At 64.9% G+C, this 23,398-nt stretch carries 20 protein-coding genes; 14 read left to right on the top strand and 6 right to left on the bottom strand.

Going from position 1 to position 23,398, the window contains the following annotated elements:
* Positions 1–208 precede the first annotated feature (208 nt).
* From ACIGJE_RS00370 to ACIGJE_RS00345, 6 genes are all read left to right on the top strand, one after another.
* A complete protein-coding gene (locus tag ACIGJE_RS00370; RefSeq protein ID WP_367625927.1) occupies positions 209–748 on the top strand; it encodes an HdeD family acid-resistance protein in 540 nt (179 codons plus the stop codon).
* 16 nt (positions 749–764) lie between these two features.
* Entirely contained in the window at positions 765–1,400 is a 636-nt protein-coding gene (locus ACIGJE_RS00365; RefSeq protein ID WP_415087234.1) for an alpha/beta hydrolase, read from the top strand.
* A gap of 267 nt (positions 1,401–1,667) precedes the next feature.
* The gene (locus ACIGJE_RS00360) at positions 1,668–2,135 is read left to right on the top strand and encodes a carboxymuconolactone decarboxylase family protein (protein WP_311935912.1); all 468 of its coding nucleotides are present in this window, start codon (positions 1,668–1,670) and stop codon (positions 2,133–2,135) included.
* Positions 2,136–2,409: 274 nt separating this feature from the next.
* Positions 2,410–3,353 (top strand): IS630 family transposase gene (locus ACIGJE_RS00355; RefSeq protein ID WP_483680307.1). Its coding sequence is split into 2 segments (ribosomal slippage): positions 2,410–2,743 and positions 2,743–3,353, totalling 945 coding nucleotides; the frame shifts between segments, so codons are not numbered across the junction.
* A 50-nt stretch (positions 3,354–3,403) separates the two neighbouring features.
* On the top strand, positions 3,404–3,886 hold the full coding sequence (locus tag ACIGJE_RS00350) for a hypothetical protein (protein WP_367625924.1): 483 nt from the start codon (positions 3,404–3,406) through the stop codon (positions 3,884–3,886).
* Between the two features lie 119 nt (positions 3,887–4,005).
* Positions 4,006–5,238 carry an MFS transporter gene (locus tag ACIGJE_RS00345; RefSeq protein WP_415085837.1) on the top strand — a complete coding sequence of 411 codons (1,233 nt, stop codon included), beginning with the start codon at positions 4,006–4,008 and terminating at the stop codon, positions 5,236–5,238.
* A gap of 27 nt (positions 5,239–5,265) precedes the next feature.
* On the opposite strand, the gene ACIGJE_RS00340 is transcribed toward ACIGJE_RS00345, so the two are convergent.
* Together ACIGJE_RS00340 and ACIGJE_RS00335 are read right to left on the bottom strand one after the other, a co-directional pair.
* A complete protein-coding gene (locus tag ACIGJE_RS00340) occupies positions 5,266–6,840 on the bottom strand; it encodes an acetolactate synthase large subunit (RefSeq protein ID WP_415085839.1) in 1,575 nt (524 codons plus the stop codon).
* A 186-nt stretch (positions 6,841–7,026) separates the two neighbouring features.
* Positions 7,027–7,344 carry an SH3 domain-containing protein gene (locus ACIGJE_RS00335; protein ID WP_394312345.1) on the bottom strand — a complete coding sequence of 106 codons (318 nt, stop codon included), beginning with the start codon at positions 7,342–7,344 and terminating at the stop codon, positions 7,027–7,029.
* Positions 7,345–7,823: 479 nt separating this feature from the next.
* On the opposite strand from ACIGJE_RS00335, the gene ACIGJE_RS00330 reads away from it, so the two are divergent.
* The 8 genes from ACIGJE_RS00330 to ACIGJE_RS00295 all read left to right on the top strand — a co-directional run bounded on the left by ACIGJE_RS00330 (position 7,824) and on the right by ACIGJE_RS00295 (position 17,777).
* Positions 7,824–10,385 carry a GcvT family protein gene (locus tag ACIGJE_RS00330; RefSeq protein WP_415085841.1) on the top strand — a complete coding sequence of 854 codons (2,562 nt, stop codon included), beginning with the start codon at positions 7,824–7,826 and terminating at the stop codon, positions 10,383–10,385.
* Between the two features lie 151 nt (positions 10,386–10,536).
* Positions 10,537–11,307: a metallophosphoesterase family protein gene (locus tag ACIGJE_RS00325; RefSeq protein ID WP_415085843.1), complete on the top strand. Its 771-nt coding sequence runs from the start codon at positions 10,537–10,539 to the stop codon at positions 11,305–11,307.
* Between the two features lie 142 nt (positions 11,308–11,449).
* Positions 11,450–12,172, top strand: a complete 723-nt coding sequence (locus ACIGJE_RS00320) for a metallophosphoesterase (protein ID WP_415085845.1) — start codon at positions 11,450–11,452, stop codon at positions 12,170–12,172.
* A gap of 122 nt (positions 12,173–12,294) precedes the next feature.
* Complete coding sequence (locus tag ACIGJE_RS00315) at positions 12,295–13,212, top strand: NUDIX hydrolase (protein ID WP_311935927.1); 918 nt, start codon at positions 12,295–12,297, stop codon at positions 13,210–13,212.
* Between the two features lie 334 nt (positions 13,213–13,546).
* A complete protein-coding gene (gene nadA / locus ACIGJE_RS00310) occupies positions 13,547–14,530 on the top strand; it encodes a quinolinate synthase NadA (RefSeq protein ID WP_483679079.1) in 984 nt (327 codons plus the stop codon).
* Complete coding sequence (locus ACIGJE_RS00305; RefSeq protein WP_483679078.1) at positions 14,527–16,086, top strand: L-aspartate oxidase; 1,560 nt, start codon at positions 14,527–14,529, stop codon at positions 16,084–16,086. The genes nadA and ACIGJE_RS00305 overlap by 4 nt, the downstream gene beginning before the upstream one ends.
* Position 16,087: 1 nt before the next feature.
* Positions 16,088–16,939, top strand: a complete 852-nt coding sequence (gene nadC / locus ACIGJE_RS00300; protein ID WP_483679076.1) for a carboxylating nicotinate-nucleotide diphosphorylase — start codon at positions 16,088–16,090, stop codon at positions 16,937–16,939.
* Positions 16,940–17,000: 61 nt separating this feature from the next.
* The gene (locus tag ACIGJE_RS00295; protein WP_483679074.1) at positions 17,001–17,777 is read left to right on the top strand and encodes a metallophosphoesterase family protein; all 777 of its coding nucleotides are present in this window, start codon (positions 17,001–17,003) and stop codon (positions 17,775–17,777) included.
* A 99-nt stretch (positions 17,778–17,876) separates the two neighbouring features.
* Here the strand turns inward: ACIGJE_RS00295 and ACIGJE_RS00290 are convergent, their stop codons facing one another.
* From ACIGJE_RS00290 to ACIGJE_RS00275, 4 genes are all read right to left on the bottom strand, one after another.
* Positions 17,877–19,721, bottom strand: a complete 1,845-nt coding sequence (locus tag ACIGJE_RS00290) for a peptidoglycan D,D-transpeptidase FtsI family protein (protein ID WP_376717639.1) — start codon at positions 19,719–19,721, stop codon at positions 17,877–17,879.
* A gap of 410 nt (positions 19,722–20,131) precedes the next feature.
* Positions 20,132–21,943, bottom strand: a complete 1,812-nt coding sequence (locus tag ACIGJE_RS00285) for a cation:proton antiporter domain-containing protein (protein ID WP_415085855.1) — start codon at positions 21,941–21,943, stop codon at positions 20,132–20,134.
* 206 nt (positions 21,944–22,149) lie between these two features.
* Positions 22,150–22,710 (bottom strand): HNH endonuclease, encoded by a 561-nt coding sequence (locus ACIGJE_RS00280; RefSeq protein WP_068290559.1) that lies wholly within the window; start codon positions 22,708–22,710, stop codon positions 22,150–22,152.
* A gap of 152 nt (positions 22,711–22,862) precedes the next feature.
* Entirely contained in the window at positions 22,863–23,390 is a 528-nt protein-coding gene (locus ACIGJE_RS00275) for a gamma-glutamylcyclotransferase (protein WP_311934362.1), read from the bottom strand.
* Positions 23,391–23,398: the final 8 nt, after the last annotated feature.

Here is a 23,398-nt window from a genome sequence, read left to right as displayed (position 1 = left end):
GCCCGCCTGCGGCTCAAGCGCGCCGCGGAATTGCCGGAAAGCGACGTGTGCGGCGGAGGCAGGATATTGAAGATGGCTGTGCGAGGGCCGGCGACCGCCGAGGGCAGGCTGAAGCGACATCGAAACCATATTGTTGCTGAAAGCTCGAATCCGGCAGTGGCAATGCTATGTTGCTCATCGTTCTTCAACGGCAAAGGGGGAGACAACGATGGAAGTTCTGCAGCGGTCCTGGCCCTGGTTCGTCATTCTCGGCGTGATCGCGGTGATCGGCGGTATTCTTGCGCTGATCCATCCGGGCTTCGCTTCGCTGGTGGTGGTGGTCTGGGCAGCCTGGGCCTTCATCGTGCTGGGCGTGGGGCAATTGGTGCATGCCACGGTGATCCGGGCCTGGGGCGGCTTCCTGATGACGGCGCTCATGGGCATTCTGGCGCTGTTGCTCGGGGCGTCCCTGCTGCTCAATCCCCTGGCCGGTGTGGTCTCCCTGACGGCTCTGCTGGGCGCGATGTTCCTGGTCTACGGGATTGCCAAGGTGGTCGTCGCCTTCAACATCCGCTCCTCCACCAACTGGACCTGGTTACTGCTGTCGGGCCTGATTTCGATTCTGCTGGCGGTCCTGATCTTCTCGGATTTCCAGCAATCGGCCTCCTCGCTGCTCGGTATCCTCCTTGGCGTCGAGCTGCTGTTCTACGGCTTCGCCTCGTTGATGACCGGCATGGCGCTACGCAGCAGGGTGGGCGGAAACCGCTGAGATTGCCAGGCGTGTCGTGACGGATCAGGTAACCGACAGTCTGGTCATCCTGCTGCATGGCGTGGCCGCCTTCGGCTACGATCTCGACCCATTGGCAAGCGTGCTGCGGCGCTCGCTGGCCAAAACGGCCGTGGTCGCCCCCGATGCGCCCTTTGCCTATGAGCAGGGGCCGGGCCGGCAATGGTACAGCCTGGAGGGCGTCACGCCGGAAAACCGGCTGGCCCGCATCGCGGCGGCGCGGCCGGCCTTCGATGCGCTGATCGGCTCGCTCGTTGCCGCACACGGATTGGCTGGCCGGCTGGACCGCGTCGCCCTGGTCGGCTTCTCGCAGGGCGCGACCCTGGCCTTCGATGCCGTGGCCCGCGGACGCTGGCCTGTGGGGGCCTTGGTGCTGCTTTCAGGCCGCTTCGTCACGCCCGCTCCTTTTCTACCGGCCCATACCACGCCGGTGTTGCTGGTGCATGGCAGCGCGGACGGGGCCGTGCCGCCCGAGGAAACCCGGCGGGCGGCCGGGATGCTTCAGGGAGCAGGCATGATGGTGCAGAGTCACATCCTGCGCGGCGTCGGCCACACCATCTCGCCGACCGGGATGAAGCTGACCCGTCGCTTCCTGCGGGAAAGGCTGTATGAGGCAGCAATACAGTTCACTTGAGCGTCTTCGAGTTTGCTCGACCTTTGTCATTGCCGGGCTTGACCCGGCAATCCAGCCTCGATCTCTGCATTGCGCGGGCGGCTGCTGGATAGCCGGGTCAAGCCCGGCAATGACAATTCGGAATGCTTCCTTCTTAAATGAACCGCATTAGAACGGAGCGGTCACAAGAAGACTATCAACACATGCAAGCGCCGATAAAACTGGCCTGGATGTCACAAACTCGAATCCCGGATCGTCATGGCCTCGGTACCAACAAGGAGACCGACCATGACCGCCAAGCTCAATCCCCTCGCCGCCGCTCCCGCCCTGATGAAGGAGTGGCAGCGCGTTTCCTCCATCATTGCCGCCAATATCGATCCAGGCCTGTGCGAACTCGTCGAGATTCGCGCCTCCCAGATCAATGGCTGCGCCAATTGCCTCAACATGCACACCGTGTTCGCCCGCGAAAACGGGGAGACGGAGCAGCGCGTCTATTTGCTGCCAGCCTGGCGCGACGCGCCCTGCTACACCGATCGCGAGCGGGCCGCTCTCGGCTGGACCGAAGCCCTGACAAGGCTTTGCGAGGGGCATGCGCATGAAGCGGCCTATGAGGCCCTGAAGGTGCATTTCAGCGAGGAGGAGCGCGTCAAGCTCACCTTGCTGATCAATGTCATCAATGGCTGGAACCGCATCGCGGTCGGTTTCGGCGGCTGGGTCGATCCGGCCGTGGTGAAATCCGCCAGGGTGGCCGCCTAGCTGCGGAGGCAAAGAGATGGGCGCGGCGAGCGTTTCAGTTCGTTGCGTCCTAAACCGCAATCGACCTCCGCAGCATTTGAGAAGCCTGCCGCACCGGTCGTTCACGACATGCCTCTACAGCGTCAGACCCGATTTCGGATTCGGGTCTGACGCTGTAGGCTGTTGTTGCCGCATTGTTTTTATCTAGAGCATGTCCTGCGATCGATGAATCGATTGTGATGTGACAGGTGGCTTGTGAGCTGATTCAACATCTGCCTTGTGGGAGAGGTTGATGATGGGAAGAGCCCTGAGCGGAGATCTACGGTCACGGGTCCTGAAGGCCTCGGCAGAAGGCATGTCGGCGCGTCGGGCTGCAGCGCGGTTCGGTGTCGGCGTTTCGAGTGCGATCCGCTGGATAGCACGAGCGAAGGTAGGCGAGTTGGCGCCTCGGCGGCCTGGCCGTAACCGCTCCTCCAGCCTCGATGTGCATGAAGCCTTCATCGTCGGGCTGATCGAGGAACGTAAGGACATCACGCTCAACGAGATGGTGCGGCGGCTGGAGACCGAGCAATCGGTCGGGATCAGCCGCAGTGCCCTGAGCGCCTGGCTTCGTGGCCATGGCTGGACGTTCAAAAAAAGTCCGCACATGCACTGGAGCAGGATCGGCCCGACATCCTGAAACGCCGCCAGGCTTGGTTCGACGGTCAACTCGATCTCGATCCGGCAAGGCTCGTGTTCATCGATGAGACGGGGCTGTCGACGAAGATGGCGCGCTTGCGTGGAAGAGCGCCCCGTGGTGAGCGTTGCCGGGCGGGCGTTCCCCACGGTCATTGGAAAACGACCACTTTCACCGGCGCCCTGCGGTTGACCGGGATGACCGCGCCCTTCGTCTATGACGGCGCCATGAACGGCAACGCATTCCTTGCCTATGTCGAGCAGGTCCTGGTCCTGACCCTTGAGCCCGGCGACGTTGTCGTGATGGACAACCTGCCGGCCCACAAGACCGCCGGCGTGCGTAATGCGATCGAGACGGCAGGTGCGAGCCTGCTCTATCTGCCGCCCTACAGCCCCGACTTCAACCCAATTGAAAATGCGTTCTCCAAACTCAAGGCGCTGCTACGGGCAAAGGCCGAAAGGACCATCGATGCCCTATGGGAGGCAGTCGGCTCGATCATCCACCTCTTCAGCCCAGCCGAATGCGCGAACTACTTCCAGGCAGCGGGCTATGAACCAACTTAAACAAGATACGCTCTAAGATCGGCGCTCACTTTTCGCTGCGATGCCCCAGGATGTTGATGCAGGCGGCAAATCCCATGATGAAAGCGGCTATCCGGCGAGGTGCCTTCCTGCCTTCGGCAAAGCTGCGATATCCCGGCCTGGAGCGCTGGCGACCGCTCTTGGCGAAAACCACCCTGTTGGCGATCGTCGGAGCATGCTGGGTTCAATCGGTCTGCGCCGATCAGCCGCCGCAGAGGACCATGATCTGTCGCGAGGGTGACAATGCCATGGAGTTCGTCCTTGATGGCAAAGGCACCGCAAAGCTGAAAAAAACCACAGGCCTCGCCCTTCTGCTCTTTCCGGATCTGCGCGAAGAGGATTGGACGGTCAAGGTCGTGCTGGAGCAAGGTGTATATGGGCTGCAAGTCGCCAATTCCCGCGGTGCACTGCTTTCGATCCCCTCCATCGCAGCGAAGACGATTGGGCGGATGACGTGGAACCACCCCGAAAACTCGAAGGTGGACCTTCTCTGCGATATCAACGTCAGACGGTGATCGGCCCGATAGCGGTGCTGCCGGAAGCATATTCCGGGTATGGCTAGGTTCCATTCGCGGGAACTTGCCCCGAATCCGCTGTCTTTCTACAAGAAGGCCTCTCTCCCACGGTTTTGGACATGCCAGAGCTTTCTTTTTCGCGCGCAGGCGCCTTCCGTCACGGCGGTTTCGCGCGCTATTGGCTGGCGCGCTTCCTCGGTAGTTTTTCGGCCCAGATCATCGGCGTTTCCGTCGGCTGGCAGGTCTATGACCTCACGCGCGATCCCTTCGATCTCGGCATCGTCGGCCTGGTGCAGTTCCTGCCGGCCTTCCTCCTGGTGCTGGTCACCGGCGCAGTGGCCGATCGCTTCAACCGCGTCAGGATCATGGCGCTCTGCCTCGCAGGCGAAGCACTGTGCGCCCTGGCCTTGATGCTGTTCGGCCTGTGGGGCAGCCAGACGGCCGTGCCGATCTTCGTCACATTGGTGGTGTTCGGCACGCTCAGGGCCTTCTTCGGCCCGGCCCAGCAGTCGCTGATGCCCAATCTGGTGCCGGCGGAGGATTTGGCCAGCGCCATCGCCTGGAGCACCTCGTCCTGGCAGATCGCTACCGTGGTCGGCCCGGTCGCGGGTGGCCTGCTCTACGGCCTGTCGGCCAATATCGCCTATGGCACGGCGCTGGTGCTGCTCGGCTTCGCTGCCCTGCTCACCATCACCATCGCGCCACCGCCGCAATTGAAGGCAGCCAAGGAGAAGCCGAGCTTCGAGACGCTGGTGGCGGGCTTCCGCTATATCTGGCACGAGAAGATCGTGCTCGGCGCCATCTCCTTCGATCTGTTCGCCGTTCTGCTCGGTGGCGCTTCGGCGCTGCTACCGGTTTATGCCCGCGACATCCTCGATGTCGGGCCCTGGGGGCTCGGCATGCTCAGGGCGGCGCCCGGCGTCGGTGCCATCGTGGTGGCGGCCCTGCTGTTGCGCCACCCGATCAAGGACCACGCCGGCGTGGTGATGTTCGTCTGCGTAGCGCTGTTCGGGCTGTTTACCGCTGTGTTCGGCGCCTCCACCGTGGTCTGGCTTTCCATCCTCGCCATGGCGCTGATGGGGGGCTTTGACATGGTGAGCGTCTATGTGCGCGAGACCCTGATCCAGCTCTGGACCCCCGATGCGGTGCGCGGCCGGGTGAACGCTGTCAACCAGGTCTTTGTCGGTGCCTCCAACGAACTGGGCGAATTCCGCGCCGGCATCTCTGCCGGACTGATCGGTGCGGTGCCCGCCGTGATCTTCGGCGGCGTCGCCACCATCGCCGTGGCCGGCCTGTGGTGGCACTGGTTCCCAGAACTGCGCAAGGCGCGGCATCTGAGCGGGCGGGTGTGATCGGGGGGAGGTCCGAAGACCAGCCCCCTACAGCACTGCCTCGATCAATCTCGGTCCGCGCTGTCCCATCGCCGCCTTGAAGGCGGCGGCAAGGGCGGCATGGCTTTCCGCCCGTACCGCCTCCACGCCCATGCCCTCGGCAAGCTTCACCCAATCGAGATCGGGATTGCCGATGTCGAACATCGATTGACCCCTGGGACCGACACTGCCGAGGCCGACGCCCGCCACCTCGTCCATCAGCACCTTGTAGGCCCGGTTGGCGTAGATGACGGTGGTGACGTCGAGCTTTTCGCGCGCCTGCGTCCACAGCGACTGCAGCGTGTACATGGCGCTGCCGTCGGCCTGCAGCGACACAACCTTGCGGTCGGGGCAGGCGATGGCGGCGCCGGTGGCCACCGGCATGCCGTCGCCGATCGCCCCGCCGGAGAGCTGCAGGCTGTCATGGGGGGCGGCCGTCTCGTTGAGCGGGTAGAAGGGAAAGCCTGAGGAGATCGTCTCGTCGGAAATGATGGCGTTCTCGGGCAGGAAATGGCCGGCGATGCGCATGATGCCCTCCGCCGTGATAGGACCATCGGCAGGCAAGGCAGGCGGGGCGTGCGCGGAGGCCTTGCCGGGCGTGGCGGCGCCGATCGCCTCGGCGAGGGCCTCGAGGGCGCCAGTGCCGTCCTCGTGCGGAAAGGCGAGCACGAGAGGCCGGCAGCCGGTTGGCGTCAATTCGCTCGGCTGTCCCGGATAGGCGAAGAAGGCGATCGGCGCCTGTGCCCCGACCAGGATCAGGGTCTGGGTGCCCTCGAGGAATTCGAGGGCGGGGCCGGGGCGATAGGGCAGCCTTTCCACGCGAATGCGCCCCGCGCCGCGTTCGACGCGCGGCACGAAGGTGTCGCAGATCAGCCGCGCTCCGGTCTTGGCGGCGATACGGCCGGCGGCTGCGAGTGCACGGCCGCGCAGGGCCTCGCCGCGCAGCAGGAAGGCGACGGGGCCGCCAGCCTTGAGGGCCGCCACCGATTGCGCCACGGCGTTGTCGGAGACGGGTGCGGGACCGAGGACGGGCAGCGGCGCGGCCGGCCTGTCGGCGGCGAGCCAGGCGGTGTCGGCCGGCAGGATCAGGCTGGCGATCTGGCCGGGCGCGTTGCGGGCGGCCTGCACGGCACGGGCAGCATCGGCGGCGACGCTGCGGGCGTTGGGCGAGGAATGCACCCAATGCGAGACCGGGCGGGCAAAGGCGGCGACATCCGAGGTCAGCGGCGCATCGAACCCCTGATGCGCCGAGGCATGGTCGCCGATGATGTTGACCATCGGCACCGGCACCTTGCGGGCATTGTGGAGATTGGCCAGGCCATTGGCGAGGCCTGGTCCGAGATGCAGCAATGTCGCGGCCGGCTTGTCGGTCATGCGGGCATAGCCATCCGCCGCGCCGGTGACCACGCCCTCGAACAGGCCGAGCACCGGCCGCATGCCCTCGATACGGTCGAGCGCGCCGACGAAGTGCATTTCCGACGTGCCGGGATTGGCAAAGCAGACCTCGACGCCGCTATCGACCAGCGTGCGCACCAGGCTTTCGGCGCCGTTCATGCTGTTGGTGGCGGGGAGGGGCTGATGCATGATAGGCGTCCATGAGCTGAGAAATATGCGGTCCCCCACCCTTAGAGCAAAGCGCGTTTAGACGGAAACGCTGCATTGCTCTAACTCTTTGGTTCGACGCGTCTTTGCGATTCTTGGTGATCCCACCAAATCGCAAAACGCTCTGGGCGCAAAGGACCGGGCATCTCAAGCTTGATGGCGCAAGGCTCAGCCGCAATCCTTGGCGATCAGCGGCGAAAAGGCCCAGCCATGGACGCCCTTGCTGAAGCCATCCTGTTCCAGGCGCGAATCGCCGCGCCACCAGGTGACCTCGACCCATTTGCCTTGCCGGCCCTGGCCATATTGCACTTCGTCCTCGGGCTTCATGCGGGCGATTAGGCGATGCTGCGGGCCGGGGCCGGCCCGCAAGGCGACGAAGCCATCCGGCGTCTTGCGCAGATGGCACAGTTCCATGGCGGAGCCTGCGGCCGGCCAGAGACAAGCGAGGCAGACGGCGAGCAGCGGGGGACGAAGGGAGCGATTCATGGCGGAGTCCGGTGCGTGACTATGGCGTAAGAGCCACAGGCAGCGGGATACCGCCGTGACGGTGCGCACAAGGCGAGATCCTTCCTTCTCCCCTTGCGGGAGAAGGTGCCGGCAGGCGGATGAGGGGTTTCGCAACCTATCTAGGTCGTGCTTGCGAGTGAGCATCAGAAAAGCCAGGTCATAAGACCCCTCATCCGGCGCTTCGCGCCACCTTCTCCCGCAAGGGGAGAAGGGAATAGCTCGGCTGGCGATCAGCCTCGGCGACAGGATTTCCCTCGACGTCGTTTTCTGGCCATGTCCCGGCCCATATGCGACATCGTTCCGGCGCGTCTTCTATAGAGCTAGTCGGCAACGGGATGGCATCGGTGCCGCGTCCTGCGGTGATGGTCGCACGGGTTTGCGAGATGGTCGCACCCAGGCAGCAACCGCGGCGGCGAAGGCGCTAAGGTCGCCCGCAACGCATCCGGAGTCGCAGGCAAATGGCAGTGTTTCCAAAAAAGGCGAAGGTCGTCATCGTCGGGTTGGGCGGGATCGTCGGCGCATCGATCGCCCATCATTTGATCGAGCGGGGCTGGGACGACATCGTCGGCATCGACAAGTCGGGCATCCCGACCGATATCGGCTCGACCGCCCACGCCTCCGACTTCTGCTATGCCACCAGCCATGACTTCCTGTCCTGCTGGACCACACTCTATTCCATCGATTTCTACGAGAAGATGGGCCATTACGCCCGCGTCGGCGGCCTTGAAGTGGCGCGTGTGGGCGACGATGCCCGCATGGACGAGATCAAGCGCAAGGTCGCCTCCGGCAAGGCCTTCGGCACCCGTGCCCGCCTGATCGAGCCGGCCGAGATCAAGGAGAAGTTCCCGCTGATCGAGGAGCATCTGGTGCAGGGCGGCCTGTGGGATCCGGATGCCGGCCTGGTCATCCCGCGCTCGCAGACGGTGGCGGGCAAACTCGTCGACCAGGGCGAGGCCGCCGGCAAGCTCCAGGCCTTTGCCAACACGCCGGCCACCTCGCTCATCATCGAGAACGGCCGCATCAAGGGCGTGGTCACCAGCCGTGGCACCATCGAGGCCGATCATGTCGTGGTTTGTGCCGGCCTGTGGGGCCGCCTGATCGCCGAGATGGCGGGCGAGGACCTGCCGGTGATGCCGGTCGACCATCCGCTGACCTTCTTCGGGCCCTATAACGAGTTCGCCGGCACCGGCAAGGAGATCGGCTGGCCGCTGATGCGCGACCAGGGCAACTCCGCCTATATGCGCGACACCGGCGATCCGACCACCGCCGAAGGCGGCCAGATCGAGTGGGGCTATTACGAGGAGACCAATCCGCGCTTGTGCCATCCGCGTGACCTCTTGGAAAAGCACGAGGCGCGCCTGTCGCCCTCGCAGCGTGACCTCGACATGGAGCAGATCATCGGCCCGCTCGAACGCGCCATGGAGCTGACGCCGATCCTCGGCGAACTCGGCTACAATGAGGGCCATTCCTTCAACGGCCTCTTGCAGGTCACCACCGATGGCGGCCCCTCGATGGGCGAAAGCCAGAAGGTGCGGGGCCTGTGGTATGCCGTCGCCATCTGGGTCAAGGACGGCCCCGGCATGGGCAAGCTGATTGCCGATTGGATGACCGACGGTCGCACGCCGATCGACCACAACAAGATCGACTATGCCCGCTTCTCCCCGCATATGCTGGAGGAAGGCTTCATCGAGGGGCGTTGCGGCGAGGCGGCCCGCAAGATCTACAATCCGGCCGTGCATCCGCGCGAGCCCTATGACACCGGCCGCAACATCCGGCGCTCGCCCTTCTACGAGCGTGAGAAGGAGCTCGGCGGCTATTTCATGGAGCTCGGCGGCTGGGAACGAGCCCATGGCTACGCCGCCAACGAGCATCTGCTCGAAAAATACGGCAACCGCGTGCCGGTGCGCGAGAACGAGTGGGACAATCGCCATTTCTGGCGTGTCTCCAATGCCGAACAGCTCGCCATGAGCGAGGATTGCGGCATCATCAACCTCTCGCACTTCGCCATGATCGACGTCGAGGGCCCCGACCATGTCGCGTTGATGGAATGGGTCTGCGCCGCCAAGATCGGCGGTGACGCCAATGTCGGCAAGGGCATCTACACCCATTTCCTCGACGAGGACGGCATGGTGCGCGCCGACCTCACCGTGTTCCGCATGGCCGACCGTTGCCGCGTGGTCGACGGCGCCGATGCCGGCCCGCGCGATCTCAACTATCTGCGCCGCGTCGCCCAGGACAAGGGCTTCGACGTCACCGTCACCGATACATCCGAGAAATACGTCACCATCGGCATCTGGGGCCCGAATGCCCGCGTCAACCTCAAGAAGGTGGTGGAGAATCCGGCCGGGCTCGATCCCGAGAACTTCCCCTTCGCCGCCATCAAGCCGCTCCGCATCGGCGGCAAAGACGTTTCCGCCTTCCGCATTTCCTATGTCGGCGAGCAGGGCTGGGAACTGCATATGCGCTATGAGGACGGCCTCGCCGTCTGGGACGCGCTGCGCTCCACCGGCGTGATGGCGGTCGGCGTCGAGACCTACGCCAATTCCCGCCGCATGGAAAAGAGCCTGCGCCTGCAGAATGCCGAGCTCAACACCGAGTACAATCTGATCGAAACCGACCTCCAGCGCCCGAAGGTCAAGGAGGCCGATTTCTGCGGCAAGGCCAAGCATCTGGAGCACCGCGCCCGCGCCCACCAGCCGGCCATGCTCTGCACGCTGGTGATCACCGACAATGTCGATGCCAAGGGTGTCGCACGCTATCCCGTAGGCATCCTGCCGGTGATGGATCCGGAGACGGGCGAGACGCTGGTCGACGAACTCGGCCGGCGTTCCTACACCTATTCGATCGCCTATGGTCCGACCATCGGCAAGAACATCGCGCTTGCCTATCTGCCGCGTGCCTATGCGCAGGAAGGCCGCAAGTTCCAGGTCGAGTATTTTGGCGAGACCTATCCGGTCGAGGTGGTCGGCGTCGGCTACAAGCCGCTCTACGACCCCGAGAACACCAAGCCGCGGAGCTGAAGCAGATTTCCCCTTCCTCCTTCCAGGGGAGGGGGAGCCCCCGAGTTCTCCACGTCACAATTGCCCGCTCTTGTTGACGTTTGGGGCCGGCACGCGGAAGTAAGGGATCTCAATCCCCAGCCCTCTCCCGGTGTGGGAGAGGGAGCCCGCCATGCCCAAGAAACCGATAGCCAAACCCATCGCCAAGAAGAAGATCGAGCGCTTTCCCGAGCCGCCCAGCATGCCGCCCGAGACCTCCGTCATCGCCATCGGCGATATCCACGGGCGGCTCGATCTGCTGGAGCCGCTGCTCGTGCGCATCGAGAGGCGCGCCTCGCTGCTTCCGGGCCTCAGGCATATCGTGGTCAGCGTCGGCGATCTCATCGACCGCGGCCCCGATTCCGCCGGGGTGATCGAGCGTCTGATGAATGGCGTGCGGGGCTGCGAACTCATTGTGCTGCTCGGCAATCACGAGGACGCTCTGCTCGGCTTTCTGGACGATAAGCCGATCGGCGACGCCTGGCGCAGCTTCTTCGGGGCCGATGCCTTCCTGCAGAGCTACGGCATTGCCAGCCGGCAGAACTACAAGGTCGAGAAGACGCCGGACCGCCTGCGCCAGGACATGCTTGCGGCCATACCGCAGGCCCATCTCGATTTCCTGCGTGCCCTGCCCACCTCTTACGGCATCGGCGACTATTTCTTCGCCCATGCCGGCGTGCGCCCCGGCGTGCCGCTGGCCGAGCAGGATGACCGCGACCTCGTCTGGATCCGCGAGGAATTCCTGCATTCCAAGCAGCGTTTCGAGAAGAAGATCGTCCACGGCCACACCCCTGTGCGCAAGCCGGACTTCAACCGCAATCGCATCAATCTGGACACCAAGGCCTATGCCTCGGGCATCCTGACGGCCGTGCGGTTCGAGGGCATCGAGGCCGTGGTGTTCTGACCTCCTTGGAGCGCGGACTTCCAGTCCGCTTCTTCTTATTTGCTAGCGCTGTGTTTCCAAGAGCGGACAAGATGTCCGCGCTTCCGGCCCCTTGCAGCCCGGCCCGCGCCCCCCTTATTGTGTCGCATGGAGGGAGCGCATCATGGGGCCATTCCATCTGCCCGCTATCCCCGACGATGTCAGCGTCATCGCCTTCGGCGACGTGCATGGCTGTTACGACAAGCTGGAGATTCTGCTTGAGCAGATCGAGGAACGCCTGGCCTCCATGCCCGAGCGGCGGCACATCGTCGTCTCCGTCGGCGATCTCGTCGATCGCGGCCCGGATTCGGCCCGTGTGGTCGAACGGCTTGCGGCCGGCTTGCCGGGCTGCGAACTCGTGGTGCTCAAGGGCAACCACGAGGCCATGATGCTCGACTTCATCCGCGGCGGCGAGGACGCCGAGGCCTGGCTGCACAATGGCGGCCTGCGCACACTGGCGAGCTATGGCATCGATCTGGAGCGGACCCTGGCCGAGGGCCCGACGCTTCATGGCCTGCGCCGCGCCTTTCTCGACGCGATACCGGAACATCATCTCGCCTTCCTGGCAAAGATGCCGCTCAGCTATGGCTGCGGCGATTATTTCTTCGTGCATGCCGGCGTTCGCCCGGGCCGTCCGCCCGACCGTCAGGACGAGGAGGACCTCTTGTGGATCCGCAACGAGTTTCTCGACTGGGACGGTGATTTCGGCAAGCGCATCGTGCACGGCCATACGCCGGTCGATATCGCCACCTTTCGGCACAACCGCATCAATCTCGACACCGGTGCTTGTTTTGGCGGCCCGCTGACCGCGGTGCTGCTGGAAGGGACGGAGGCGACGATTTTCTGAGGCGCCTCCGTCGCTTCGCCTGTTGAAACCTCTGGTCAAAAGCTGCCGATTGCTTGCCCCAGCCGGGCGCAACTGCGAGTCTCCGCACCAGATAGCAGCTTTGCCACCAGGAGAAACCGATCGTGCCGCCAGAGACCGGCAACCTCGTCACCGCCGACCTGATCGCCGTGCTCGTGGCGGTCACCGCGGGGCGGCCGCGGGTGATGACGGTGCGCGAGGGCGGGGGGCTGCCTTCGGGGCCTTTCGAAGCCGGACATCGCTCGCTGCAAACGGGGCTGCGCGCCTGGGTCGAGGGGCAGACCGGCCATCCGCTGGGCTATGTCGAGCAGCTCTATACCTTCGCCGACAAGGACCGCGACGCCGAGGGCCTGCAGCGGGCGATCTCGATCTCCTATCTCGGCCTGACGCGGGAAAATGCCGCCGGAAGCGAAGAGACCGGTTGGCGCGACTGGTACGAGTTTTTCCCCTGGGAGGACCATCGTTCCGGCCTGCCGGCCTTCTTCCAGGCCGGGATCGTCGCTCCTCTCAACGCCTGGGCCGGGGGGGGTGAGACTGCGGGCCTGCGTGAGATCCGGTCACAGCGGGTCGCCATCACCTTCGGGCTGGCGGGCTTTGCCTGGAACGAGGAACTCGTGCTGCAGCGCTACGAGTTGCTCTACGAGGCCGGGCTGGTGCCGGAAGCGGCGACTGGTGATGCCCAGACGGTGCCGGGGCGCCCGATGCTCGCCGATCATCGCCGCATCCTCGCCACCGGCATTGCGCGACTGAGAGCCAAGATCAAATATCGTCCCGTGGTGTTCGAGTTGCTGCCGGCCACCTTCACCCTGCTGCAACTCCAGCGCAGTGTCGAGGCCCTGGCCGGGCGGCTGGTGCACAAGCAGAATTTTCGCCGCCTGATCGAGCAGCAGGAACTGGTGGAGGAAACCGGCGAAATCGCCGCCGAGACTCTCGGCCGTCCGGCCAAGCTGTTCCGCTTCCGCCAGGCCGTGCTCGCCGAACGTGTTGCCGCCGGCACCAAACTCCCACTGGCGCGGGGGTAGGGGCTCGCCTCCCCGAGTTTGGCACGGTTCCCTTCTCCCTTTGCGGGTGTCGTCAACTCCCTTGAGTTGACTAGAGGTGCCCCACAGGGGCGGATGAGAGGTCTCGCACTCCGTCCAGAAACGACGCTTCGAGCGAACGCCAAGGCTGGCAAGGTCGAGAGACCCCTCATCCGGCGTTTCACGCCACCTTCTTCCGCAAGGGGAGAAGGGGAGTCGCGGTTCGCTCTCTCGATTTTGCTTCGATCTCTTATGCTCTAAGTGAACATAATTAGCTTGACATCGCTTATGCTCAGGTTAAGCATATGCCCGATATATGCTCAATAGGAGTATAAATATGGGCCCCGATACTGCCGTCCTCACCCGCACCGCGCCGCTCTATGAGCGGGTCAGGCGTGTCATTCCCGCGATGGAATGGCCTGTCTTCGCCGATGACGTCGACGCCATCCTGGCGCTGAAGCGCGAGCGCAACGCCGTCATCCTGGCGCACAACTACCAGACGCCGGAGATCTTCCACTGTGTCGCCGACGTGGTGGGCGACAGCCTGGCGCTCGCCCGCAAGGCTGTCGATACCGACGCCGACATCATCGTGTTGGCGGGCGTGCATTTCATGGCCGAGACCGCCAAGCTGCTCAATCCCGACAAGACGGTGCTGATCCCCGATCTCGGCGCCGGCTGCTCGCTGGCCGATTCGATCACGCCGGAAGATGTGCGCCTGATGCGGGCGAGCTATCCGGGCGTGCCCATCGTCACCTATGTCAACACCTCGGCAGCCGTGAAGGCCGAATCCGACGTCTGCTGCACCTCGGGCAATGCCAGGCGCATCGTCGAGAAGCTCGGCGTGCCCCGGGTGATCATGCTTCCCGACGAATATCTTGCCCGCAACATCGCCGCCGAGACCGATGTCGAGATCATCGCCTGGAAGGGCCATTGCGAGGTGCATGAGCGCTTTTCGCCGGCCGAAGTGCGCCAGCTCCGGGAAGACCATCCGGGCGTTGTCGTGCTCGCCCATCCCGAATGCCCGCCGGAAGTGGTGGCAGAAGCCGATTTCTCCGGCTCGACCGCGCTGATGTCCGACTATGTCGCCGAGCACAAGCCCGCCCGCGTGGTGCTGCTGACCGAATGCTCGATGAGCGACAATGTGGCCGTGCAGCACCCCACCGTCGATTTCGTGCGCCCCTGCAATCTCTGCCCGCATATGAAGCGCATCACGCTCGCCAATATCCGCAAGGCGCTGGAGACCGGTCAGCACGAAGTCACCATCGATCCCGCCATAGCGGCTCCCGCGCGCCGGGCCGTCGAAAGGATGCTCGAGCTATGACCGATCATCCCCAGCTCTATCGCGACCGACCGGTGGTGGTCGGGGCCGGCCTCGCCGGACTGATGACGGCGCTTTCGCTTGCGCCCGAGCCGGTGGTGCTGTTCTCCCATGCACCGCTCGGTGCGGAGACTTCGACCGGCTGGGCGCAGGGCGGACTTGCCGCGAGCCTGGCCGATGACGACACGCCCAGCCTCCACCTCGACGACACGCTGGCCGCCGGCGCCGGCCTGGTGGATGCGGCCGCTGCCCGCGCCATCCTGGAGGCGGCCCCCGAGGCGGTGCGCCGGCTCGCCGCACTCGGTGTCGTTTTCGACAGGAACGGCGAAGGCTTCCAGCTTGGCCTCGAAGCCGCCCATGGCCGCCGCCGCATCGTGCATGCCCATGGCGACGCCACCGGGCGGGAGATCGTACGGGCCCTGGCTGCCGCCGTGCGCGCCACGCCCTCGATCGCCGTGCTGGAGGGCGTCGAGGCACGGCGCCTGATCGTCGAGGACGGCGCCGTTGCCGGCATCGTCTGCGTCGGCCCGAACGGCGAGGCGATGACGATTCCGACCGCCCGCGTGGTGCTGGCCACCGGGGGCATCGGTGGCCTCTTCTGCGACAGTACAAATCCTCGGGGCAGCCAGGGGCAGGGGCTCGCTTTGGCCGCTCGCGCCGGCGCCTTGCTCGCCAACCTCGAATTCGTGCAATTCCATCCGACGGCGCTCGATACCGCGGCGCGGCCGATGGCGCTGGTCAGCGAGGCCGTGCGGGGCGAGGGCGCCGTGCTGATCGACGAGACCGGCGAACGCTTCCTTCGCCACCTGCCGGGCGCCGAGCTCGCCCCGCGCGACGAAGTCGCCCGCGGCATCTGGCAGCATCTGGTTGCGGGCCACCGCGTCTATCTCGATGCCCGCCATCAACCCGGCGCGGGGTTCGCGCGCCGTTTCCCCGGTATCGATCGGCTCTGCCGGGACGCGGGCTTCGATCCCGCCTTGCAGCCGCTGCCAGTGCGCCCGGCCCAGCACTACCACATGGGCGGCATTGCGGTGGATGGACAGGGCCGAAGCTCCCTGCCGGGTCTATGGGCCTGCGGCGAAGTCGCCTGCACCGGGCTGCACGGCGCCAATCGACTGGCCAGCAACTCCCTGGCCGAGGCGGCGGTCTGCGCCGTCTGGGTCGCCGACAGCGTGGGGAATGCGCCGGCAACGAGCCGCCTTCTCGCAGGAGCGCCCGTCGCCGCGAAGGTCGCCGACCTGCGCACCGGGGACGCCGAGCCAACGCGCACGATCCTGTCGCGCGCGCTCGGCTTGGTCCGGGATCGTGCCGCGCTGGAGGTGGCGGTCGCGCAGCTCCTGCCGCTGGCCACCAGCGCGCGGCCTGCTGCGGGACCGGCTTTGGTCGGCCTGATGCTGGCCGTCTCCGCCCTCAACCGGCAGGAAAGCCGGGGCGCGCATTGGCGGGCGGATTTCCCGTCCAGCCGTTCCGAGGCGGTGCCCTCGCTGCTCTCGCTCGACCAGACCCTCGCCATCGCCCGCGAGGTCGCCCTCTCCCTTTGTTTCGCGGAAAGTGCCTGACATGTCCCTTTCTCCTCTCTCTCCCCTGTTGTTCGAGCCCATCATCCGCGCGGCCCTGGTCGAGGATCTCGGCCGGGCCGGCGATCTCACCACCGATGCCATCGTGCCCGCCGATCTCAAGGCGACCACCGTGCTCGCGGCGCGCCAGGACGGCGTGGTCGCCGGCCTCGACATCGCCGCGGGCACCTTCCGCCTGCTCGATCCCCAGGCCGTGATCGCGGTGGAATGCGGCGATGGCGCCAGGGTCTCGCCGGGAGCCGTCATCGCTACCGTGACCGGCTCGGCGCGGGCCCTGCTGACGGGCGAGCGCACGGCTCTCAACATCCTCTGCCGCCTCAGCGGCATTGCCAGCGCGACGGCCTCGGTGGTGGAGGCGGTGAAGGGGCACAGGGCCACCATCGTGTGCACCCGCAAGACCACACCGGGGCTGCGGGCCCTGGAGAAATATGCGGTCAGGGCCGGCGGCGGCGGCAATCACCGCTTCGGGCTCGACGATGCCATCCTGATCAAGGACAACCATGTCGCCATCGCCGGCGGCATCCGCCCGGCGCTCGAGCGGGCCAAGGCCGCGGCAGGGCACATGGTCAAGATCGAGCTGGAGGTCGATACGCTTGCCCAGCTCGAGGAGGCGCTGGCCGTCGGCGTGGATGCCGTGCTGCTCGACAATATGAGCCCGGACCAGCTGCGCGAGGCGGTGGCCATGGTCGGCGGGCGGGCGCTTACCGAGGCCTCTGGTCGGGTCACGGCAGCAACGGCGCCGGCGATCGCGGCCTCCGGCGTCGATCTCATCTCCGTGGGCTGGCTCACCCACAGCGCGCCGATCCTCGACATCGGCCTGGACTATCGGGCCTGAGCGGCCTGGCCGCATTGCCGCATCCCCTTGCTGCCGGATGCGCGGCTGTTATGCTGCCGCCATGCAGAATCGTACGGTACCCTTTCCCATCCCGCCGCGCGCGCTGGCGGGGACGACCATCATTGCCTTCGGCGACGTCCACGGCCATCTCACCCTGATGGAAGAGATCCTGGCCAAGGCGCAGGCCCGGGCCCGGACCAAGCCGGACCGGCGCCACATCGTCATCAGCCTCGGCGATCTCGTCGATCGCGGCCCCGACTCCCGCGGTGTCGTGGCCCGGCTGATGGGCAGCCTGCCGGGCTGTGAGCTCCATGTGCTCAGGGGCAATCATGAAACCTTGCTGATGTCCTTCCTGGCCGGCGACCCGGATGCCGATGTCTGGCTCAAATGGGGCGGCATGGCCACCGTCGGCAGCTATGGCGTCGACATCGAGGGAGCCGACCCGCATTCGAAGCGGGATGTCGAGCGTATCAGGGCCGAGTTCCGCGCCAGGATGCTGCCCGACCATTTCGACTTCATGCGTACGCGACCTTTGAGTCTCACCTTCGGTGACTATTTTTTCGTGCATGCCGGCGTGCGGCCGGACGTGCCGCTGGCCAAGCAGAAGGAATATGACCTGATCTGGATCCGCGACGAGTTCCTGCCGTCGGGCCAGCTCTTCGAGAAGAAGATCGTGCATGGCCACACCTCGGTGGAGGAGCCGGATTTCCGCACCAACCGCATCAATCTCGACACCGGCGCCTGCTATGGCGGCAAGCTGACGGCGGCGATCTTCGAGGATGACGTAGCCGAGGTGTTCGCCTCCATCCCCGCGCCGCCCGGTACGCATTTTCCCTGAGCGGGTCGGGGAGCTGACGGGCAGCGCGACTTCGACGATCAGACCTGACGCGACAGCGTCAAACACCCTGAAAGGTGCGCCATGCAGAGCCTTCCGCCCTCAATGCGTGACCAGCCACTCCATCGGGTGGTCTTCGTTGCGGGGGGCGTAGAGTGGCGGCACCGGGTTAGGGATCTCTTCGAAGCGCGGCTTGACGCCGAGCAGCGGCCCGACACGTTCCAGGATCTTGCCGGTGGTGACGCCGGCATTCCAGGCGGCCGATGAATAGCCATAGGTCTCGGGCAGGCCCTTGGGCTCGTCATAGAGCACGAGCACCAGATATTTCGGCTTGTCGAAGGGAAACACCGCCATGAAGGTGGTGAAGTTGAGCTTCTTCGAATAACGACCGTTGATGACCTTTTCGGCCGTACCGGTCTTGGCGCCGACGCCGAGGCCGGGAACATTGGCCTTTTTGCCGGAGCCGTCGGTGGCGTTGAGGCGCATGATGTAGCGCATCACGTCCGAGGTGTGTTTCTTCAGGACCAGCTTGGATCCCGCCAGGGCATCGCTTTCGCTGCGCGCCAGGAATGTCGGCCTCATCAGATGGCCGCCATTCATCATCGCTCCCACCGCCATCATCGCCTGCAGCGGCGCCACGGCCATGCCGTGGCCGAAGGCGATGGTGATGGTGTTGATCTCGCTCCAGCGCCTGGGCAGGATCGGCATGGCATTCTCGGGCAATTCCGTGATCAGCCGCGTGGTCTGGCCCATCATCTTGAGAAAGGCCTTGTGGGCATCGACGCCGAGGGCGAGGGCCATTTTGGCCGAGCCGATATTGGACGAATAGGTGAACACCTCCGGCAGGCTCAGCATGCGCCGGCGGGCATGGTCGTCGTGGATGGTGAAACGGCCATATTTGAGCGTGGTACGGGCATCGAGCATGGAGGCGGTGGTGAACTTGCCCGATTCGATGGCCATGGCGGAGGTCAGGGCCTTGAAGGTCGAACCCATCTCGAACACGCCGACATTGATGCGGTTGATCCGGTTGGGATCGAGCGCTTCGGCGGGGTTGTTGGGATCGAAATCGGGCAGGGACACCAGCGAGATCATCTCGCCGGTATTGACGTCCATGATGGCGCCGGCCGCCGCCTTGGCCTGGTAGTGCTCCATCCCGGCGACGAGTTCATCGCGCATCACCGCCTGGGCCCTCAGATCGATCGACAGGCGGACCGGCTTGAGGTCATGCGGGTCCGAGGCATAGCCGAGCGCCTGCAATTCGGAGAGGCCACGCTTTCTGTCGATATAGCGCTCGATGCCGGCGATGCCCTGATTGTCGATGTTCACAGCGCCGAGCACATGGCTCACCGTCGGCCCGTTGGGGTAGATGCGCTTGGCCTCGTTGAGGAAGCCGATGCCCGGCAGGCCGAGCGCGTAGATGCGGTTGCGTTGCTCGGGCGTGATCTCTCGCTTGAGCCAGATGAAGCCCTTGCCCGAGGAGAGTTTCGCTCTCAGGTCGCGCGCGTCGAATTCGGGCATCTGGGCGGTGAGCAGTTCGGTCGCCTCGTCGACATCGATGATCTTCCTGGGCTCGGCATAGAGCGAGGGCACCTGCACGTCGGTCGCCAGGATCTTTCCGTTGCGGTCGAGAATGTCAGGGCGGGATGCCGCCAACTGGTCGGCCGCCGAGCGGCGCGCGTCATATTGCTCGTCCGGCGCGATGCCGAACTGCACCAGCCGGGCCAGGATCGCCACATAGATGCAGACGAACCCCACCACGATGAGCGTGATGCGCCCGGCGCTCTTCTGCAGCTTGGTGGGGGCTATCGGTCGCCGCCTGCGCCTTTCGGCCGGCATGGTGGGCTCGCTCGCCCGGGTGTCACGAGGCGGACTATCGATCGCAAGGGACGGATGGCCCGCTATTGCCTCCTGGTCCTGATCTGCCTCGTCGACGGTGGGCGTCTGCATCGCCGCTTTCCCCCAATGCCTTGCAGGCAGCCGCGATCCGTCCGGGCCAGGACCCGACGGTTCGTGCTGCATCTCGATCTGACGTTGACGACACGGGGCGCCCGTGGATTTCGCCCGCTATCCAAAATGGAGTTGGTGTCTAAAAATGGTTCGCTCTATTCATGGAATAGCAATAAAGCCGCTGAAAATGCGGGTAAAGAGTATCAATTCATTAACAATTCGTACGGTTATCGAGGTCTTAACGTAGAGGTAAAAGCTGGCGCCAGCCTGTGTTTAGTGGGGGTAAGTATCAGACATCGGCCAAGCGGGTCTCGTATTGCCGTGCCTGGGCTTGACCTGCTCATTCCCCGTTCAGGTATTTTCCGCTCGCGAAGGGCCGGCGGGCCCGGCAATGACTAGGTCGCGCCGGCTCAGGCGGCCTGGCCTGGATGGCTTTCCACGGGGTGCAACAGGTCGCGGATCATGCCGCGGGCGATTTCTTCTTCGCCCATCAGGATCACGTCAGCCCCGAGCCCCTTGAGATAGTCGACGGCCTCTTCGCTGTGAGCCCGGGCGAGAATGCGGATGGACGGATTGAGCTTGCGGGCCTGTTCCACCAGATGGCCGGCTTCGAAGGCGTCGGGAATGGCGACGACCAGCCATTTCGCGCCGGCCAGATTCTGCAGTTCCAGCGTCTCGTAGTCGCCGGCCGGCCCGGAATAAACCTCGATGCCCGCGGCTTTGAGCTTTTCGACCTCGTTCTGCGATTCTTCGATCACCACCAACGGTATACCGGACTCATGCAGGGCCTTGGCCACCCGGCTGCCGACGCGGCCATGGCCGACCAGGATGGCGTGCTCGCTGAGCTTGGTCGGCTGGACGACCTCGATGTCGTCCTCCTCAGGCAAAGGTGCGGGAGCGGCTTCCGCTACGGGCGCGCCAGGCTGGGCCTCGGGCTGAGCCGGCGCCTCAGGCTCGGCCTCCGGTCTGGTCTCAGCTTTAGGTGCCGCAGCCGGCTGGCGTTCGGGGCGCAAGACGAAACGGTCGAGCGCCATGAACAGGATCGGGTTGATCACGATGGAGATGAGCGCGCCCGCCACCACCAGATCGCGTGCCGTACCCGGGATGATCTGCAGCTTGACGCCGAGCACCGCCAGGATGAACGAGAACTCGCCGATCTGGGCCAGGCTCGCGGAGATGGTCAGGGCCACGCCCTTGGAATAGCCGAAGCCGCGCACGATCAGGAAGGCGGCGATCGACTTGCCGACCACGATGATCAGGAAGGTGGCGAGCACGGCAAGCGGATGCTGGAGCAGGATCGCCGGGTTGAACAGCATGCCCACCGAGACGAAGAACAGCACCGCGAAGGCGTCGCGCAGCGGCAGCGTCTCATTGGCGGCCTGCTTGCTGAGCGGCGATTCGGCCAGCACCATGCCGGCGAAGAAGGCGCCCAGCGCGAAGGAGACGCCGAAGAGCACGGCGGCGCCATAGGCGACCCCCAGCGAAATCGCCAGCACGGCCAGGCGGAAGAGCTCACGCGAGCCGGTATGGGCGACGAAATGCAGGACCCAGGGGATGACCTTGCGCCCGACTACCAGCATCAGCGCCACGAAGGCGGCGACCTTGACGGCGGTGACCATCAGGGTGGCTGCGATCGAATTGAGGCCGAGATTGGCGGCAAGGCCGGAGGGGGCGACCTCACCCGGTGCATGGCCGCCGAGTAGGCCGGCCAGAGGGGGAATCAGCACCAGGGTGATCACCATCACCAGATCTTCGACGATCAGCCAGCCGACGGCGATGCGCCCGCGTTCGGTCTCGATCAGCTTGCGTTCCTGCATGGCGCGCAGCAGCACCACGGTACTGGCGACCGAGAGGGCGAGGCCGAAGACCAGGCCCGTGCCGAGCCCCCAGCCCATGATCCAGGCAAAGCCCATGCCGAGCAGTGTCGCCACCGCGATCTGGCCCAGCGCCCCGGGAATGGCGATGGCGCGGACGGAAAGCAGGTCCTTCAGCGAAAAATGCAGGCCGACGCCGAACATCAGCAGGATGACGCCGAGTTCGGCCAGTTCGTTGGCGAGATTCTGGTCGGCCACGAAACCGGGCGTGAAGGGGCCGATCACCACACCGCCGAGCAGATAGGCCACGATCGGCGACAGCCGCAATCGCTGCGCGGCGAGCGCGAAGATGAATGCCAGTCCCAAACCCGCCACGATCGTTGCAATCAACGGTGTCTCGTGCGGCATGGAACCTCCCTTCGCGGTCGTAACGAGCCTTCGACGTGCTTACAGCACCCCAGATCTGTTTGATGATTGCCTTGCGGCCGCTTCACCATAGGAGAGTTCCGTAGTGAGCGCTCGTTAACAATCGGAAAGGTCGCCATCAAACCACGCCGAAAGCGCGGAATGAAGCTGTCGCGACGCGTAAAGCATGCCCCGGTGGATGAAGCCGATCAAGGCTCCAGTTCGGTATCCCAATAGAGATAGTCGAGCCAGCTTTCATGCAGATAGTTCGGCGGGAAATGCCGGCCGTTCTGGTGCAGGTCGCTGAGGGAAGGGGCGTAGGGCTTCTGGTTGGGATGCATGCCGGCCTCGGCGGGCATGGCGCCGCCCTTTTTCAGATTGCAGGGCGAGCAGGCGGCGACGACGTTTTCCCAGGTGGTCTGTCCGCCCCGGGAACGGGGGATGACGTGGTCGAAGGTCAGATCCGAGCGCGTGCCGCAATATTGGCAGGTGAAACAGTCGCGCAGGAAGACGTTGAAGCGGGTGAAGGCTGGGTTCCGGCTGGGTTTGACGTAGGTCTTGAGACACACCACCGAGGGTAATCGGAACTCGAAGGTGGGACTTCGCACCACCTTGTCATATTCGGAGATGATGTTGACCCTGTCGAGGAAGACCGCCTTCACCGTATCCTGCCAGGACCATAGCGACAGCGGATAATAGGACAGCGGCCGGTAATCGGCGTTCAGCACGAGGGCGGGGCACGCCTCGGGCGAGACCGGCGGATGAAACACAGCAGGCGAAACATGCGCTGTCACGAAGCGCTCCCGTCACCATCAGTCCAGCCGAAAAGGCCGATTCGGCTGTTCGTCCAACACAATGTAGGATTAACGTGTCGGTCTTGTGAAGGGGGTAGGTCCACCGGCCGGCCTCCCATGCCGCCGCATCATCCCCGCAACTGGTGCGAGAGCCAGGCCAGCGTACGGTCGGGGATGCCGAGTTCGTCGAGGTGGTCGTGGGTGGCCAGCACGTAGTCGGGATTGGCGCCTGAAAGTCCGACGCCGCCGCGCACCACCTCCAGAAGCTGGCGATCTGGCAGCTTGCCGCAATATTGATGATGCGCCCGGTCGGCCCGGTAGGCCAGTGCCCGGACATGGCGCCCGTCCTCGAGCCGGGCCTCGTGCAAAATCTCGATATAGACGCTGGTGGCCTGCTCGCGACGACGCAGATAATCCACCGTCGTATCCCAATTTTCGGAGGCAACGCGGAAGGCAACGCCCCGGCAGGAACCGCCCCGGTCGAGGCCGAGCACCAGGCCGGGCTTTTCGGGTGTGCCGCGATGAACATGCGACCAGATGCACAAGGCCCGGTGCAGGCCGCGAATCAACGCGTTCTGCCGTTCCTCATAGGCAAAACCGGGATTCCACATCAGGGATCCGTAACCGAAAACCCAATTGGCTTCAGGGGCGGGCAGAACGGGCT

The sequence above is a fragment of the Labrys sp. E2SS-1L genome, assembly GCF_057073705.1.
The sequence above is the reverse complement of the archived record's forward strand: the minus strand, read 5'-3'. Positions and strand labels throughout refer to the sequence as shown.

Excerpts from the sequence above, each read along its gene's own strand:
- ACIGJE_RS00320 (WP_415085845.1), top strand. The coding sequence starts at position 11,450 with ATGGGGCCATTCCATCTGCCCGCTATCCCCGACGATGTCAGCGTCATC.
- nadC (WP_483679076.1), top strand. The coding sequence starts at position 16,088 with ATGTCCCTTTCTCCTCTCTCTCCCCTGTTGTTCGAGCCCATCATCCGC.
- ACIGJE_RS00335 (WP_394312345.1), bottom strand. The coding sequence starts at position 7,344 with ATGAATCGCTCCCTTCGTCCCCCGCTGCTCGCCGTCTGCCTCGCTTGT.
- ACIGJE_RS00325 (WP_415085843.1), top strand. The coding sequence starts at position 10,537 with ATGCCCAAGAAACCGATAGCCAAACCCATCGCCAAGAAGAAGATCGAG.
- ACIGJE_RS00345 (WP_415085837.1), top strand. The coding sequence starts at position 4,006 with ATGCCAGAGCTTTCTTTTTCGCGCGCAGGCGCCTTCCGTCACGGCGGT.
- ACIGJE_RS00340 (WP_415085839.1), bottom strand. The coding sequence starts at position 6,840 with ATGCATCAGCCCCTCCCCGCCACCAACAGCATGAACGGCGCCGAAAGC.
- ACIGJE_RS00370 (WP_367625927.1), top strand. The coding sequence starts at position 209 with ATGGAAGTTCTGCAGCGGTCCTGGCCCTGGTTCGTCATTCTCGGCGTG.
- ACIGJE_RS00360 (WP_311935912.1), top strand. The coding sequence starts at position 1,668 with ATGACCGCCAAGCTCAATCCCCTCGCCGCCGCTCCCGCCCTGATGAAG.
- nadA (WP_483679079.1), top strand. The coding sequence starts at position 13,547 with ATGGGCCCCGATACTGCCGTCCTCACCCGCACCGCGCCGCTCTATGAG.
- ACIGJE_RS00330 (WP_415085841.1), top strand. The coding sequence starts at position 7,824 with ATGGCAGTGTTTCCAAAAAAGGCGAAGGTCGTCATCGTCGGGTTGGGC.
- ACIGJE_RS00350 (WP_367625924.1), top strand. The coding sequence starts at position 3,404 with ATGTTGATGCAGGCGGCAAATCCCATGATGAAAGCGGCTATCCGGCGA.
- ACIGJE_RS00290 (WP_376717639.1), bottom strand. The coding sequence starts at position 19,721 with ATGCAGACGCCCACCGTCGACGAGGCAGATCAGGACCAGGAGGCAATA.
- ACIGJE_RS00295 (WP_483679074.1), top strand. The coding sequence starts at position 17,001 with ATGCAGAATCGTACGGTACCCTTTCCCATCCCGCCGCGCGCGCTGGCG.
- ACIGJE_RS00285 (WP_415085855.1), bottom strand. The coding sequence starts at position 21,943 with ATGCCGCACGAGACACCGTTGATTGCAACGATCGTGGCGGGTTTGGGA.
- ACIGJE_RS00305 (WP_483679078.1), top strand. The coding sequence starts at position 14,527 with ATGACCGATCATCCCCAGCTCTATCGCGACCGACCGGTGGTGGTCGGG.